At 61.7% G+C, this 15,988-nt stretch carries 14 protein-coding genes; 4 read left to right on the top strand and 10 right to left on the bottom strand.

The genetic code is table 11. The annotated features are described in order from the left end of the window. Positions 1–116: 116 nt before the first annotated feature. Genes K0H47_RS05815 through asd form a run of 3 tightly spaced genes read left to right on the top strand, consistent with a single transcriptional unit; the run spans position 117 to position 3,403 of the window. Positions 117–1,652, top strand: a complete 1,536-nt coding sequence (locus tag K0H47_RS05815) for an HDOD domain-containing protein (protein WP_219272168.1) — start codon at positions 117–119, stop codon at positions 1,650–1,652. A gap of 58 nt (positions 1,653–1,710) precedes the next feature. Beyond that, positions 1,711–2,526 (top strand): thiosulfate sulfurtransferase, encoded by an 816-nt coding sequence (gene rhdA / locus K0H47_RS05810; RefSeq protein ID WP_219272167.1) that lies wholly within the window; start codon positions 1,711–1,713, stop codon positions 2,524–2,526. Between the two features lie 16 nt (positions 2,527–2,542). Further along, positions 2,543–3,403, top strand: coding sequence for an archaetidylserine decarboxylase (gene asd, locus K0H47_RS05805; RefSeq protein WP_063033398.1), 861 nt, complete (start codon positions 2,543–2,545; stop codon positions 3,401–3,403). A gap of 144 nt (positions 3,404–3,547) precedes the next feature. Here the strand turns inward: asd and serB are convergent, their stop codons facing one another. Further along, positions 3,548–4,762 (bottom strand): phosphoserine phosphatase SerB, encoded by a 1,215-nt coding sequence (gene serB, locus K0H47_RS05800; RefSeq protein WP_003217536.1) that lies wholly within the window; start codon positions 4,760–4,762, stop codon positions 3,548–3,550. 134 nt (positions 4,763–4,896) lie between these two features. On the opposite strand from serB, the gene K0H47_RS05795 reads away from it, so the two are divergent. Beyond that, positions 4,897–6,429, top strand: a complete 1,533-nt coding sequence (locus K0H47_RS05795; protein ID WP_063033400.1) for an AhpA/YtjB family protein — start codon at positions 4,897–4,899, stop codon at positions 6,427–6,429. Between the two features lie 188 nt (positions 6,430–6,617). Here the strand turns inward: K0H47_RS05795 and K0H47_RS05790 are convergent, their stop codons facing one another. From K0H47_RS05790 to K0H47_RS05750, 9 genes are all read right to left on the bottom strand, one after another. After that, complete coding sequence (locus tag K0H47_RS05790; RefSeq protein ID WP_026078082.1) at positions 6,618–7,325, bottom strand: membrane integrity-associated transporter subunit PqiC; 708 nt, start codon at positions 7,323–7,325, stop codon at positions 6,618–6,620. 177 nt (positions 7,326–7,502) lie between these two features. Continuing rightward, complete coding sequence (gene parC / locus K0H47_RS05785; protein WP_003217539.1) at positions 7,503–9,767, bottom strand: DNA topoisomerase IV subunit A; 2,265 nt, start codon at positions 9,765–9,767, stop codon at positions 7,503–7,505. Positions 9,768–9,777: 10 nt separating this feature from the next. Then, positions 9,778–10,299, bottom strand: coding sequence for a TIGR02281 family clan AA aspartic protease (locus K0H47_RS05780; RefSeq protein ID WP_063033402.1), 522 nt, complete (start codon positions 10,297–10,299; stop codon positions 9,778–9,780). Continuing rightward, positions 10,296–11,291 (bottom strand): esterase-like activity of phytase family protein, encoded by a 996-nt coding sequence (locus K0H47_RS05775; RefSeq protein ID WP_017478324.1) that lies wholly within the window; start codon positions 11,289–11,291, stop codon positions 10,296–10,298. Before K0H47_RS05775 ends, K0H47_RS05780 begins: the two co-directional genes overlap by 4 nt. Next, a complete protein-coding gene (gene parE, locus K0H47_RS05770) occupies positions 11,291–13,195 on the bottom strand; it encodes a DNA topoisomerase IV subunit B (protein WP_219272165.1) in 1,905 nt (634 codons plus the stop codon). The genes K0H47_RS05775 and parE overlap by 1 nt, the downstream gene beginning before the upstream one ends. Before the next feature lie 44 nt (positions 13,196–13,239). Further along, positions 13,240–13,848, bottom strand: coding sequence for a YqiA/YcfP family alpha/beta fold hydrolase (locus tag K0H47_RS05765; RefSeq protein ID WP_177025904.1), 609 nt, complete (start codon positions 13,846–13,848; stop codon positions 13,240–13,242). Positions 13,849–13,897: 49 nt separating this feature from the next. Then, on the bottom strand, positions 13,898–14,713 hold the full coding sequence (gene cpdA, locus K0H47_RS05760; RefSeq protein WP_219272192.1) for a 3',5'-cyclic-AMP phosphodiesterase: 816 nt from the start codon (positions 14,711–14,713) through the stop codon (positions 13,898–13,900). Positions 14,714–14,812: 99 nt separating this feature from the next. After that, positions 14,813–15,262, bottom strand: coding sequence for a DUF1249 domain-containing protein (locus K0H47_RS05755; RefSeq protein WP_003209507.1), 450 nt, complete (start codon positions 15,260–15,262; stop codon positions 14,813–14,815). Continuing rightward, on the bottom strand, positions 15,253–15,870 hold the full coding sequence (locus tag K0H47_RS05750) for an NUDIX domain-containing protein (protein ID WP_063033405.1): 618 nt from the start codon (positions 15,868–15,870) through the stop codon (positions 15,253–15,255). Before K0H47_RS05750 ends, K0H47_RS05755 begins: the two co-directional genes overlap by 10 nt. Positions 15,871–15,988 lie beyond the last annotated feature (118 nt).

Below are 15,988 nucleotides of genomic sequence, written 5' to 3'. Positions count from 1 at the left end.
GAAAACTCTTGTTCTACTTATCGGCAAATCTGCGCCAGACTATAGCCCGTTATGGCGAAAAACCAGTTCGGCCCGTCCCGGGCGTGTTGACCGTAAGTGATGATCGCGCCCCAATCATGGCAAATGAAACGACAGTCCCAACTCAAAAACCCACGACGCTGGCCGCTTGGATAAAGCGTCTGGACGATGTGCTCTTGCCTGTTCCACAGGCGAGTCACGACCGGGTCTGCAAGGCCATCGGCGACAACCGCAGTTCGTTGCGCGATATTGCAGAGTTGATGCAGAACAGCCCCGCGCTGGTGCTCAGCGTGATGCGCGAGGCCAACAACCAGGCCCACGGCAGCCTCGCGGAGCCCGCAGAAAACCTCGAAGTGGCGATCAATCGCCTCGGCCTCAAGCGCACCGAAGAACTGCTGCGGCGCCTGCCTTCCGTGCCACTGAATGAAATCCCCGTGGCCCTGCGCCAATTGCAGATGATCAGCCAGCACGCCTCGCAACAAGCCAGCGGCCTGTTCGCCAGCCGCCTGGCACGCCTGTGGCAAGACATTCATTGGGGCAGCCTGCTGTTCCTTTCGCCGCTGTGGCCGATGGCGATTGCCTATCCCAAACTGCTGGAAGCATGGGAACTGCGGGTGATCCACAAGGGTGAATCGGCCCGCATAGTCGAACAGGAACTGTTCGGCGTGCGCCTGCTGGACCTGTGCCTGGGGTTGACCGAAGCCTGGCGCCTGCCGATCTGGGTGTCCCAGGGTTATACGTTGCTGCTGACGGAACAGCGGTTGCTGGCCAAGGCGCTGCGCATTGCCCGCGAAGGCGAGCCGTTGCGCCAACAGCAGTTGCTGGATGCCGACCCGAACCTGCGCCGCTGGCTGAACCAGCCGGCCAACACCGTGCTGTTGGCCAACGGCCTGGCGTTGGCGGCACAGGAGTCGTGGACCTGCCCGCACACCCAACGCTGGCAATACCTCACTGCGCTTTATCTACAGCAACCGTTGGCCGAAGTGCAGCAGCAGTCTCACCAACACGCAGCGATCAGCGCCCGCACTACCCTGATGCGCGATCTTTGGCACCCGGCGCTGTCGCTGATCTGGCCCTGGGATGTGCAGCGCGTTCACCACGGCTTGCTGCCGGCACCGCCGCCCACCGCCGAATCCCTGGCGATCTGGCGCAAGCGCTGCACCGAATTGCTGGTGGAGCCGAGCCGCTTTGCCAACGCCATGCACCTGACCACCTGCGCCAAGGAGGCCCTGGTGGCCTGCGGCATGCAACGGGTGATGCTGCTGATGGCGGACAAAACCCTGAGCACCTTGCGCGTGCATCAAGTCGACGGCCTGCCCAAGGACGCCGACCACCTGAGCCTCGACGCGACACACAGCACCCTGCTGCAACGCCTGCTGGCCAAGTCCGCCCAGGTGCGCCTCAACCCTGAAAATCACGCCCAGTTCTCGGCGCTCTTGCCGCCGGAACTGCGCCGCCTGTTCAAAGGCGAACACCTGCTGCTGCGCTCCCTGAGCTGCAATGGCCGAGTGGTGATGCTGATGGTGGCCGACCAGGGTGGCGGGCCGTTCTCGGAAACCACCGTGCAAGCCTTCGGCAAAACCGCCCAATGCATCGAAAAGGCCCTGCACAGCTTTACCAACCGCAGCGCCTGAAGCTTGCGCTACAATCGCCCTCCTTTAGCGCCCAACTTTTATGCCCAGGAGACCTCACATGCCTGACTTCTCTGGCTTGCCGCTGGTCATCGAGCCCAGTGACCTGCTCGGTCGCCTTGATGCCGAACACCTGATCCTGGTGGACCTCACCAGCGCCGCGCGTTACGCCGAAGGGCATATCCCCGGCGCACGCTTTGTCGACCCCAAGCGCACCCAACTGGGCCAGCCACCGGCGCCGGGCCTGCTGCCAGGCAAGGCTGATCTTGAAAAACTGTTCGGCGAACTGGGCCACACCCCGGATGCCACCTACGTGGTGTACGACGACGAAGGCGGTGGCTGGGCCGGGCGATTCATCTGGATGCTCGACGTCATCGGCCACAAGAAATACCACTACCTCGACGGCGGCCTGCTGGCGTGGCTGGAAGAAAAATACCCGCTGTCCACCGAGGTACCGGCCAGCGCCGGCGGCCCGGTCAGCCTGACGTTGCATGAAGAACCCACCGCCACCCGCGAGTACCTGCAAAGCCGCCTCGGCGCTGCCGACCTGGGCATCTGGGATGCCCGCGGCCCGCTGGAATACTCCGGGGAGAAAGTCCTCGCGGCCAAGGGCGGACACATCCCGGGCGCGGTGAACTTCGAATGGACCGCCGGCATGGACAAGGCGCGCCAACTGCGCATCCGCCGCGACATGCCGCAGATCCTCGAAGACCTCGGGCTGACCCGCGACAAAGAAATCATCACCCACTGCCAGACTCACCACCGTTCTGGCTTCACCTACCTGGTGGCCAAGGCGCTCGGTTATCCGCGAGTCAAAGGTTATGCCGGTTCCTGGGGCGAATGGGGCAACCACCCCGACACCCCCGTTGAGATTTAAGGTTTAAGGACAGTTAATGAAAAAGCAGTTGTTCATCCTCAGCCAGTACTTGCTGCCCCACCACCTGCTGTCGCGTCTGGCCGGCTGCATTGCCGAATGCCGCGTGCGCTGGTTCAAGAATGCGTTCACCACCTGGTTCGCCAAGCGCTATCAAGTGGACATGTCCCAGGCCCTGGTTGAAGACGTGACCGCTTACGAGCACTTCAACGCCTTCTTCACCCGCGCCCTGAAAGACGGTGCCCGCCCGCTGGATCAAACGCCAGGCGCGGTGCTGAGCCCGGCCGACGGTGCTGTCAGCCAGTTGGGCCCGATTGAACATGGCCGGGTGTTCCAGGCCAAGGGCCACAGCTTCAGTGTGCTGGAATTGCTCGGTGGCGATTCGGCCGTGGCTGCGCCGTTCATGGGCGGTGATTTCGCCACGGTCTACCTGTCGCCGAAGGACTACCACCGGGTGCACATGCCACTGGCCGGTACCCTGCGGGAGATGGTCTACATCCCCGGCCGCATCTTCTCGGTAAACCAGACCACCGCCGAAAACGTGCCGGAGCTGTTTGCACGTAACGAGCGTGTTGCCTGCATTTTCGACACCGAACGCGGCCCGATGGCCGTGGTGCTGGTGGGCGCGATGATCGTAGCGTCGATCGAGACGGTATGGGCCGGCTTGGTTACGCCGCCGAAGCGCGAGCTGAAAACCTTCCGTTACGACGAGGCTGCCCGCGGGCCGATCCACCTGGAAAAAGGCGCGGAGCTGGGACGCTTCAAGCTGGGTTCGACGGCGATCGTGCTGTTTGGGCCGAACCAGGTGAACTGGTCGGAAGAACTGCAGGCGGGAACGCCGGTGCAGATGGGCCAGGGCATGGGTTTGCCGAAAGCCTGATTCAAGGCGATTGAAGATCAAAATGTGGGAGCTGGCTTGCCTGCGATAGCATCGGCGCGGCCCCTCTGAAAGAACGAGGCGCCTGCATCGCGGGCAAGCCCGACTCCCACATTGATCCGGTTCAGACCTTAAGCTTTGTGTCGTTTACAGCTGACCGTCGCGGTCGCGGAAGCCCAACAGGTACAACACCCCATCCAGCCCCAGGGTCGAAATCGCCTGCTTGGCCGATTGCTTGACCAGCGGCTTGGCGCGAAACGCCACACCCAACCCGGCAATCGCCAGCATCGGCAAGTCATTCGCCCCGTCGCCGACCGCAATGGTCTGCTCCAGGCGCAACCCTTCCTTGTGTGCCAATTCCCGCAGCAAGTCAGCTTTACGCTGTGCGTCGACAATCGGCTCTACCGCCACGCCCGTCACCTTGCCGTCCACCACTTCCAGCTCGTTGGCGAACACATAGTCGATGCCCAGCTTGGCCTGCAATTGCTTGGCAAAGTAGGTGAAGCCGCCTGACAGGATCGCGGTCTTGTAGCCCAGGCGCTTGAGTTCGGCGAACAGGGTTTCGGCGCCTTCGGTCAGGCGCAGGGACGCACCGATGGAGTCCAGCACGCTCACATCCAGGCCCTTGAGCAGCGCCAGGCGCTCCTTGAAGCTGGCACGGAAATCCAGCTCACCGGCCATGGCACGCTCGGTGATTTCCGAGACTTGCTCACCTACACCGGCAGCCTTGGCCAACTCGTCGATGACTTCGGCTTCGATCAGCGTCGAATCCATGTCGAACACCGCCAGGCGGCGATTGCGACGGAACAGCGAATCTTCCTGGAAGGCGATATCGACATTCAGCTCCTGGGCAACGCTCAGGAATTCGGCACGCAGGGCCTGAGGATCTGCCGGCTCACCGCGTACGGAGAACTCGATGCAGCCCTTGCCCTTGTCCGCTGGCGTGTCCAATGGCATGCGACCCGACAGACGGTCAATGTGGTCGATATTCAAACCGTACTGAGCCGTGATCGAACTGACACGCTGCAATTGCTCCGCCGTCACCTTGCGGGTCAACAGCGTCACGATGTGGCGCTTCTTACCCTGGCCGGCCACCCAGCTCTGGTAATCCTCTTCGGACACCGGTGTGAAACGCACCTGCTGATCCAGCTTATACGCCGTAAACAGGATGTCCTTGAGCACGGACGACGCCTGCTCGGTGCTGGGAATTTCCACCAGGATGCCGAACGACAGCGTGTCGTGAATCACCGCCTGGCCGATGTCGAGAATGTTCACACCACCCTGGGCCAGAACACCGGTAATGGCTGCGGTGAGACCCGGACGGTCCTCACCGGTGATGTTAATCAGGACAATTTCGCGCAAAGCGCACCCCCGAGCTGGAAAAAAACCGCATTCTACCCACTTTCAGTGACCATCGGGCACAGCCAGCGCTTTGCCGGTCTTGGGCCTGTCGCTATACTGCGCGTCAACTTCACGGACTAAAGAGCCGAGCTTAAGTGAACCGGCCCACGCCAGTAAAAACCGATAACTTCTTCCTGCTGATCTTCCGGGCACTGCGCCACCGCCGTGTACCGATCGCATTACGCATTGCCAGCCATAACGTGATCCTGGTCGCCCTGGCCCTGGTCATCTACGCCTGCGTGATGGGTTTGCAGTTCAAGCAGGCCATGCACGAGCAAGCCGACGCCCTGGGCGAGAGCCTGACCACCCAGACCGCCACCTCGGCGACTGAGTTGTTGGTGTCCAACGACATCCTCAGCCTCAACGTGCTGCTCAACAACCTGACCAAGAACCCGCTGGTGGCCCACGCCGCTATCTATAGCGTGGACAACCGGATCATGGCCGAAGCCGGGCAACGCCCGAAAAACGGCCTGCTGGGTGAAGCCGAAGGTCTGTACCAGAGCAATATCACGTTTCAGGACGTGAAGGCCGGCCAACTGCGCATCAGCCTGGACATGCAACAGTTCCAGCAGCCGATGACCATCAGCCTGCAAAGCATGGGCATCCTGAGCGCGATCCTGCTGGCACTGTCCCTGGCCTTGAGCCTGCGCCTGGGCCGGCATATCTCCACGCCACTGATGCAACTGCGCATCTGGCTGCGGGATATCGACGAGCACACCCCGGCCACCGACCGCCAGGACGAAATCGGCGACCTCGCCCGCCAGCTGCACACCAGCTTCGCGCCGGAGCCCGTGGTGCCCGAGGTTGAACCCGAGCCCGAGTTCGACGACACCGAGTACGAAGACGACGAGCCCGAGTTTGAAGTGCGCAACCTGCGCGACCCGAGCTTCGACGAGTCCGCACCGGTGGCGGGTCTCAAGCCGGCAGCCCGTCATGTGATCAAGGCCGAAGAAGACGAACTGGACGAAGAAGACCCATTCGCCGATCTTCGCGACAACTCAGCCCCAACGACCACCGTGCCGCAGCCGGCTCCTGTGCGCAGCACCCAGCCCCAGCACAGCGCCGTATTGGCCGTGCAGTTGGGTGCACAGGACCAGCTGCGCCGCTTGCCGCGGGCACGCCTGACCGAGTTGCTGGAGCGCTATCGTGATTGCCTCGACCAGGCGGCCTCGCTGTATCAGAGCGAGCTGCACACCCTGAACGATGGCAGCACGCTGATGCTGTTCCACAGCGAAGACAGCGGCGAAGACTACCTGACCAACGCCATCTGCTGCGGTGAGCTGCTGCGGGCCCTGGGCCATGCGCTGCAGATCGAAGTGGCCGACAGCGGCATCACCTTGCAGCTGCAATTGGGCCTGACGGTGGGCGATGATCTGTATGGCATGAGCCAGATTGATCTGCTGCTGACCGAGATAGCCCAGGACGCCCTGGCCTTGTCGCAACACAGCCGCAACCTGCTGCTGGTGGAACGCAAAATCAGTGACGACGTGCTGATTCGCCAGCGTGCGCGGATCCGTCCGATTGCCAGCCCTGAAGGTGCGTGCTGTGTGGAGCGGTTGATGGAGCCTTACCCGTCGATGCTTGAGCGCCAGCTGGCGCGGATGCATGAGACGCGGGCGAAGAACTAAAGAACAACGCTGAACCCCTGTGGGAGCGGGCTTGCTCGCGAAAGCGGTGTATCAGAAACACATTTGGTGACTGACACTCCGCTTTCGCGAGCAAGCCCGCTCCCACACTTGATCTGCGAACGACTCAGATCCCGCATAAACAAAAAGGCCCGCTCATCAGCGGGCCTTTTTGTTTGCCTGTACCCAGGTCAGAACCTGAACACTTCCATATCCGTACGAATCGGCACGGCCATCGGCATCTTCGGCTTTTCCGGTGCCGCAGCCTTGGGCTGCGCCGGGGCCTGTTTGCGTGGTGCCTCTGCAACCGCCGGCTGATTGGCCAATGGCTTGAGGGCGACGGACAGCTGCTCAGCCAAACGCTGCAGCAACACACCCTGGGCCTGGACCTGGGACGCGGTGCTGCCGGCGTGTTCTTCCTGCAAGTGCACGATGCGGTTATCCCGCACCTGGCCACGGCGGTCGATCAAGCGCCACTGCGCGTCGAGGATCGCGGGTTGCGAAACGCCCGAGTCCAGCCGCGTAATGGTCAGCAGCACCTGTACGTCCGGGGCAAAACCCAACGGCGCCGGGGCCAATACCACACGTTGGCTGTCCAGATGGCCCGCCACCTGGCGCAACATCAACTGATTGATGTCGGACGACAGGCTACCGGCCCAGCGACCATCGGTGGAACCTTGCAGGCTGCCGTCGTTCTGACGTTGCAGCAGGGTTTCACGTTGCAGGTAGTCGGCCACCACAACCGGGCCAAGCAATACTGCCATGCCGGCACTTTGTGCAGGCTGAGCCGGACTTCCACTGTCCAGCTGATACAGCGACACAGGTTGATGTGTGCTGCAACCCGCCAGGCCCAAAACGCCAGCGAGCAACAAAAATAAAGGAAGGCGCGGAGCAGTCATCATCCCATCCAGGTGGCTGCCACAAGGCGAACCACAATGTAATACTCAAAAATAACCTAAACGCGCTCAGCCACGCCGGCGCTGGAAAGGCCATATCATCCGTGAATATGCGCCATGACTCCAGCGCGAAAGCGTCGATCTACGGGTTAAATCGTAGATCGGGCGCTCTATATCGCGTTAAACCGGCGTTTCCACCAGTAAAGCGTCCACTCGCTGGAAGCCGCGCGGCAGTTTATTGCCGCGACGCCCCCGCTCACCCTTGTAGTGCTCAAGGTCGTCAGGGCGCAGTGACAACGTGCGCTTGCCGGCCTGCAACACCAGGGTCGAGCCTTCCGGGATCACGGCAATGTCGGTCACGTACTCTTCGCGACTGGCCACCCGCTCCCCGGGGATACCAATGATCTTGTTGCCCTTGCCTTTGCCCAACTGCGGCAAATCGCTGATCTTGAACACCAGCAGGCGCCCTTCGGTGGTCACCGATGCCAGCCAATTGCCTTCACGGTCTTCCACCGGACGCGGCAGGATCACCTTGGCGTTGTTCGGCAGGCTCAACAACGCCTTGCCCGCCTTGTTCTTGGCCTGCAGGTCTTCACCCTTGACCACGAACCCGTAGCCCGCATCGGAGGCGATGACGTACAGCGAATCATCGTCCGGCAGCAGCACGCATTCAAAATTCGCACCCGGCGGCGGTGTCAGGCGCCCGGTCAACGGTTCGCCCTGCCCCCGCGCCGACGGCAACGTATGCGCCGGCACTGAATAACTGCGCCCGGTGGAGTCGATAAACACCGCAAACTGGTTGGAACGCCCCGCCGCAGCGGTTTTGAAACCGTCACCAGCCTTGTACGACAGGCCGGTGGCGTCAATATCATGCCCCTTGGCCGAGCGAACCCAACCCTTTTCCGACAGAACGACGGTAATTTTCTCGTTGGGCAGCAGCTCGGTTTCGGTCAGGGCCTTGGCTTCGGCACGCTCGACAATCGGCGAACGGCGATCATCACCATAAGTTTCGGCATCTTTGATCAGCTCGGTGCGCACCAGCTTCTTCAGCTTGGCTTCGCTGCCCAGCAGGGCCTGGAGCTTGGCTTGCTCTTTGAGCAGCGCGTCCTGCTCGTCCCGCAGCTTCATCTCTTCCAGACGCGCCAACTGACGCAGACGGGTGTCGAGGATGTAGTCAGCCTGGATTTCGCTGAGCTCGAAGCGCGCGATCAGCTCGGCCTTCGGGTGCTCGGCGGTACGGATGATGTGGATCACTTCATCCAGGTTGAGGTAGGCGATCAACAAACCGTCCAACAGGTGCAGGCGGCGCTCGACCTTATCCAGGCGGAATTGCAGGCGGCGACGCACGGTCTGTACCCGGAACTCCAGCCATTCCACCAGCAGTGCCCGCAGGTTCTTCAACTGCGGCTTGCCGTCCAGGCCAATGATGTTGATGTTGACCCGGTAGCTGGACTCCAGCTCGGTGCTGGCGAACAGATGCTGCATCAGCACTTCGTGGTCGACCCGGCTGTTGGTCGGGATGATCACGATGCGGCACGGGTTCTCGTGGTCGGACTCGTCACGCAAGTCGGCGACTTGCGGCAGCTTCGACGGCTTGGCCTGCATCAACGCGGCAATCTGCTCCAGCACCTTGGCGCCGGACACCTGGTGCGGCAGCGCGGTGACGATGATGTCGCCGTCTTCGATGTGGTACACGGCGCGCATGCGCACCGAGCCTTTACCGGTCTGGTAGATTTTCAGCAGATCGGCGCGAGGCGTGATGATTTCCGCTTCGGTCGGATAGTCCGGGCCCTGAATGTGCTCGCACAACTGCTCGACCGTAGCCTTCGGCTCATCCAGCAAGCGCACGCACGCGCTGGCCACTTCCCGCAGGTTGTGGGGCGGTACGTCAGTGGCCATGCCCACGGCGATGCCGGTGGTGCCATTGAGCAGGATATTCGGCAAACGTGCCGGCAACACCAACGGCTCGTCGAGGGTGCCGTCAAAGTTCGGGCCCCAGTTGGCCGTGCCTTGGCCCAGTTCGCTGAGCAGCACTTCCGAATACCGCGACAAGCGCGCCTCGGTATAACGCATGGCGGCGAAGGACTTGGGATCATCCGGCGCACCCCAGTTACCCTGGCCATCCACCAGCGTGTAGCGATAGCTGAACGGCTGGGCCATCAGCACCATGGCCTCGTAGCACGCCGAGTCGCCATGGGGGTGGAATTTACCGAGCACGTCACCGACGGTACGCGCCGACTTCTTGTGCTTGGAGTCCGCGTCCAGGCCCAACTCACTCATCGCATAGATAATGCGCCGCTGTACGGGCTTCAGGCCGTCGCCGATATGCGGCAAGGCACGGTCCATGATCACGTACATGGAGTAGTTGAGGTAGGCATTTTCGGTGAAGTCAGCCAGCGACCGGCGTTCAACGCCGTCTAAGCTGTCTGCAAGGATGTCACTCATGCGGGCCTCATCATTGTTTGGTCTGGCGCAGCAGCAAGGTGCCGCTGCGCTGGGTAAATTCAAGTTGTTTCAAAGCACTCATGCCCAGCAATACCTGTTCGTCGCCCAATCCCGGTACCACTATGGCGCGCACGTCCTGAAGGACGATATCGCCCAGTTGCAGACGGCCCAGCTCGGTCCGGAAGCCTTGGGTTCGCCCGTTGGCCGTACTCACGCCAACCGGCATGCCGCGTTTAAGCCCGAGACGGTCGGCCACTTCGGCCGGAACCGCCACGTCGGTCGCCCCGGTGTCGAGCATGAACTGCACCGGCTGACCGTTGATCTGGCCAGTGGCGACGAAATGCCCTTGGCCGTTGCCCAGCAGTTTTACTTCGATGTAACCCTCGTGTTGCTCCGAGGTGACTACGGCATTGGGATTTTCCTGACGTGCTTCCCACTGCCCAAAAAATCGTGTGGCCAAAAACAGGCCGGCGCCCCAGGCCACGAACATCAACACCCGTCCGGCGCGCTTGCCGGGTGGCTGGGCGCTCATGGCTTGGCGCTCCAGCCACCGGCAGGGGCGGCGAAACGATAGACCATCGGCCGTTTTTCACCATCGGCGCGCGGCTTGAAATTATTGTCGATGCCGATCCAGGCACCGTCTGCGTCTACCACCAGGGCTTCAGCCAAGCCATACGCCTGGGCGTAACGCCGATTCGGCGTCAGCGCTTCATCAGCAAACGACCAGCACAACTCCACCTTGGCCGTGACCGCGTCCCGGCGACACACCTGAAACGCATTGCGCTCCAGGGTAAACAGCTTGCCATTGAACAGTGCCAGGTCGGCAAAGTCCTTGGACACCGCCTTGGCCCCCGGGAATTGAGCCGGCTGCATTTCCTGGCCGGCCTCACTCAGCAATACACAAGGGCCGTCGCAATCCCAGAGGGTTTGCGGGCGCTTGATGGAAATCAGCCCGCGCCGCTCACGTTCGGCCGCAAGCCAGATTTGATTGCCTTCAGGGTTCACCGCCAAGCCTTCGAACAACGCATTGAAGTGCAGCAACATGCCACTGGCCCGAGCCTCTCGCACCATGCCCGGGGCGATCTTCAGCCACTCAGGCTCACCGGTCACCGGCACTTGCAGCACCGCCGCGTGGGCTTCGCTGACGATGTAACGGTTGCCCGCCGCATCGCAGCTGATACCTTCAAAATCCAGGTCGCCACCGCGAATCAACGACGCCGCCTTGGTGCGTGAGCGCAAGCCAAAGGGCAAGCCGGATTCCGGCACCGGCGGCACATTGATCTTCACCGTTTCGGCCTGCCAGGTATCGGCACTGATATCGAGCCGGTAGATCTGGTCGTCGTCGCGGTCGGATACCGTCCACAACGCCTTACCGCATACAGCCAGGCCCGACAGGTTACCGCCGCGCATGCCTTCCACCGGGTGTTCCGACAACAGCTTCAGCTCAGCCGCAGGCGCTGCGGCCACCGAGGTGGCCGCCAACCCGCTCAACAACAGTATCGCCAGGGCGAAACCGCTGCGCATCAGCCCAGAACCTCGGCCAGGTTGCCCTTGGACTCCAGCCAGTTCTTGCGATCCGGCGCGCGTTTCTTCGCCAGCAACATGTCCATCATTTCCGAGGTAGCGGCGAAATCTTCTAGGGTCAATTGCACCAGGCGCCGGGTGTTCGGGTCCATGGTGGTTTCCCGCAATTGCGGCGGGTTCATCTCACCCAGGCCTTTGAATCGGGTGACCTGAGGCTTGCCGCGTTTCTTCTCGGCCACCAGGCGATCGAGGATGCCATCGCGCTCGGCTTCGTCCAGGGCGTAGAAAATCTCTTTGCCCTGGTCAATACGGTACAGCGGCGGCATGGCGACATAGACGTGACCGGCATCCACCAACGGGCGGAAGTGCTGGACGAACAGCGCACAGAGCAAGGTCGCAATGTGCAAACCGTCCGAGTCGGCGTCGGCGAGGATGCAGATTTTGCCGTAGCGCAACTGGCTCATGTCTGCCGCACCCGGGTCGACACCGATGGCCACGGCGATGTTGTGCACTTCCTGGCTGGCCAGCACTTCGCTGCCGTCGACTTCCCAGGTGTTGAGGATCTTGCCGCGCAGGGGCAGGATCGCCTGGAATTCCTTGTCCCGCGCTTGCTTGGCGGAGCCACCAGCGGAATCACCTTCCACCAGGAACAGTTCAGAACGCATCGGGTCTTGCCCGGCGCAGTCCGCCAGCTTGCCCGGCAGTGCCGGGCCCTGGGTGATGCGCTTGCGTTCGACTTTCTTGCTGGCCTTCAAGCGGCGGCCGGCGTTGTTGATCGCCAGCTCTGCCAGGGCCAGGCCCAATTCAGGGTGTTCGTTGAGCCACAGGCTGAAAGCGTCCTTGACCACACCGGAAACAAACGCCGCAGCCTCACGGGACGACAGGCGTTCCTTGGTCTGGCCGGAGAATTGCGGCTCCTGCATCTTCATCGACAGAACGAACGCGATTCGCTCCCAGACGTCTTCCGGCGCCAGCTTCACGCCGCGGGGCAGCAGGCTGCGGTATTCGCAGAATTCGCGCATGGCATCCAGCAGCCCCTGGCGCAAACCGTTGACGTGGGTACCGCCTTGGGCGGTCGGGATCAGGTTGACGTAGCTTTCCTGAACGCTGTCTCCGCCTTCCGGCAGCCACAGCAAGGCCCAGTCCACCGCTTCTTTATTACCGGCGAGGCTGCCGCAGAACGGCTCGTTGGGCAGGCGTTCGAATTCGCTGACGGAGTCTTCCAGGTAGGAGCGCAGTCCGTCTTCGTAATGCCACTCGACCTTTTCGCCGGTGCCTTTGTCTTCAAAGCTGACCAGCAGGCCCGGGCACAGGACAGCCTTGGCCTTGAGCACGTGCTTGAGGCGGCTGATGGAGAATTTGGGTGAATCGAAGTATTTCGGGTCCGGCGCGAAGTACACGCTGGTGCCGGTGTTGCGCTTGCCGACGGTGCCGATCACTTCCAGGTCGGTGGCCTTGTAGCCATCGGCGAAGGTCATCTGGTACTCGTTGCCGTCGCGCTTGACCTTGACCCGGACATGGTTCGACAGGGCGTTGACCACGGAAATACCCACACCGTGCAAGCCACCGGAGAACTGGTAGTTCTTGTTGGAGAACTTGCCGCCGGCGTGCAGCTTGGTGAGGATCAGTTCGACGCCCGACACCCCCTCTTCCGGGTGAATGTCCACCGGCATGCCGCGACCGTCGTCGGACACTTCCAGGGAATGGTCGGCGTGAAGGATGACTTGTACCGACTTGGCGTGCCCGGCCAAGGCTTCGTCGACACTGTTGTCGATGACTTCCTGGGCAAGGTGGTTCGGCCGACTGGTGTCGGTGTACATGCCGGGGCGTTTGCGCACCGGGTCGAGGCCCGAGAGGACTTCGATGGCGTCGGCGTTATAAGAGCTAGCGCTGGGAGTGGCCATGGGGTCTCGTCGTGAGTCGTTCGATTAAAAAGTAACCTGCGGTTTCACAATGCGGTGAAATCGAAGGATTGGTACTGATCTGCGCCAATGCCGGCAAAACTCAACAGCGCCGGTAACTGCTGGGCAAAGCCTTGGTAACCGTGGTCGCCACCGGCCTGGATGCGCAAGGCACAGGCCCGGTAATACTGCTGGGCGAGCCGATAATCCAGTGTTTCATCGCCGGTCTGCAACCACACCTGATAACGCTGGGGGTCCTGAGGTGCCGGTACTTCCAGCTCGGCCAAGGCTGCAACGTGATCGTGGGTCAGTTCCCAGGTCTCATCGGTGTAGAGGTTCTTCTGGGTGCCCAGGTATCCGTCGAACATCCGATGAGGGCTGACTGCCGGGTTGACCAGCAAGGCGTTGAGGCCATGGCGTTCGGCAAGATGGGTTGCATAGTAGCCGCCGAGGGAGCTGCCTACCAGCAGTGGCCTTCCGAGCTCACGGATAGCCGCCTCCAACTGGGGGATCGCCTGGCGGGGGTGATGATGCAGGGCCGGCACGCGCAACTGGTCGGCCAGACCGAGGCTGTCCATCACGGTGATCAACTGGCTGGCCTTGTTGGAGGCGGGAGCGCTGTTGAAGCCATGGATATACAAGATCGATGCGGACATTCCGGGTCCTCTGTGGGTCAGCCAAAGAGGCGCAGTTTACAGGGAAATCTCAATAGCCGTTGCTACCGTAATCCACCTGAAACGCAAAGCCCTGCACCCGCTCCACGCCGGTTTCCAACCGCCCGTCGGCATGCAACCGCAGCCAACGATACCCAGGCGCCTGCTCGCTCACCTTGAAATCCTCACTCCCTGGAGCGAACTGAATACAGGTAGAAGGCGAAGCCAACAAACGCACCCCATTACGCTCCCGGTCAATTTCCTGATGCACATGCCCCCAAAGCACCGCCCGCACCTGCGGGAACCGATCCAGTACCGCAAACAACGCCTCAGGATTACGCAAACCGATGGGCTCCATCCAAGCACACCCAATCGACACCGGATGATGGTGAAAACACACCAGATGATGCCGAGTCGGCGCCTCACTCAACGATTGCGCCAACAGCTGCAGTTGCTGGTCCTGCAAATACCCCGGCACCGAGCCGGGCACCGCCGAGTCCAGCAGGGTGATGCGCCAGTTGCCCACATCCACCACCGGCTCCAGCAAGGCACTGTTGATCGCCGCTTGCAGCATCACCTGCGGCTCATCGTGATTCCCCGGAATCCAGCGCGCTGGCGCTTCAATCTGCCGGGTCATGTCACGAAACGCCTGGTAGGACTCCAGCGTGCCGTCCTGGGACAAATCCCCGGTGGCCAGCACCAGATCAATCAGCGGCTGCTGCGCCAGCACCAACTCGATCACCCGTTGCAGGCTCTCGCGGGTTTTCATGCCCAGCAGCCCGCCGTCCGCCTCGGCAAACAGGTGGCTATCGGACAACTGCACCAGCAACGCCGAAGCGTCAGGGTTCAAGGCGGATACGCTCGGCAAGGCGTTCTCCCAGGGCGTGATCACAGGAATGGACATTTGAGGCGATTATGCTGGGGCAGGACACAAAGAGGAAACCCGTGAAGCGGACACAGTTCACATCTATCGAACGACTTCGAACTCGTGGCCCAGGGCCAGGCAGTGGCTCAACCATTCACCGAGGAACACATTGAGCTGTGCTTTCTCATCGGGCTGGTGCATGAACACATTGGGGTAAGGATAGATGCTGCGAAAGCGTCGTGCATGTTCGGCGCTGATCACTTCGGCCATGCGCGCGTCGTGGTACACCTGCACTTCCAGCTGCGGCACCGGCAGCCACGGCAGGCTGTGCTCCTGGCGCACCCGCAGGGTGGTGGTGTACGGGCAGTTCACGATCACTTCCAGGGTCAGCACGCCGAGCATCTGATCGCCGTGGGTCACGGCAATACGCCGCGCCTCGGGGGTGTGGCGCATATCCGGCAGCAGCCGCATGAGCCGTGCATAGTTGGCCTCGCAGGCTGCTTGCAGCCCGATCAGGTCAACCCGATATCGCTCCCGTGCCTTTACTGCCATAACCCCCTCACTTCCGCGCGATTAAGCGCAAGCCATTGCAGGGCAATAATGCTCGCTGCGTTGGAAATTTTACCGTCACGTACCGCTTGCAGGGCGTCTTCAAAGGCCCAGACGGTGACGCGGATATCTTCAGCTTCCTCTTCCAGTCCATGGACGCCACCGGCCCCGGCGCTTTCGCAACGGCCCAGGAACAAGTGGACAAATTCGGTGCTGCCACCCGGCGACGGAAAGTACTTCGTGATCGGCCAGAGTGCGGAGAATGTAAGGCCAGCTTCCTCTTCGGCTTCGCGGTGTGCAACCTCCTCCGGTTGCTCATCCTTGTCGATCAGGCCGGCAACCATTTCGATCAGCCACGGGTTGTCGGTACGGCCCATGGCGCCTATGCGAAACTGCTCGATCAGCACCACTTCATCGCGCTGCGGGTCATAGGGCAGCACACACACGGCGTCATGACGAACAAAGACTTCGCGATTGAGCTCACGACTCATGCCACCATCAAACTTCTCGTGCCGCAGCTTCAGCCGATCCAGTTTGTAGAAGCCCTTGTAGGCATTGTCGCGCTGAACAATCTCGACCTTGCTCGGCGTCGATTTCGCTGTGTCCGTCATATCAACCCTCGTTTATTGCCTTGCGGTATCGAGGCGGCCTCGACATCGCGCCATCCTAACGCGCTCGAGCCCCTTGATGCAGCCCCTTTCCGGTTGCCGGGATAGACGGCGGGCGTCA

It is taken from the genome of Pseudomonas sp. Xaverov 83, assembly GCF_019352905.1.
Taxonomy (GTDB): domain Bacteria; phylum Pseudomonadota; class Gammaproteobacteria; order Pseudomonadales; family Pseudomonadaceae; genus Aquipseudomonas; species Aquipseudomonas yamanorum.
This window is presented reverse-complemented; position numbering and strand designations above follow the sequence as displayed.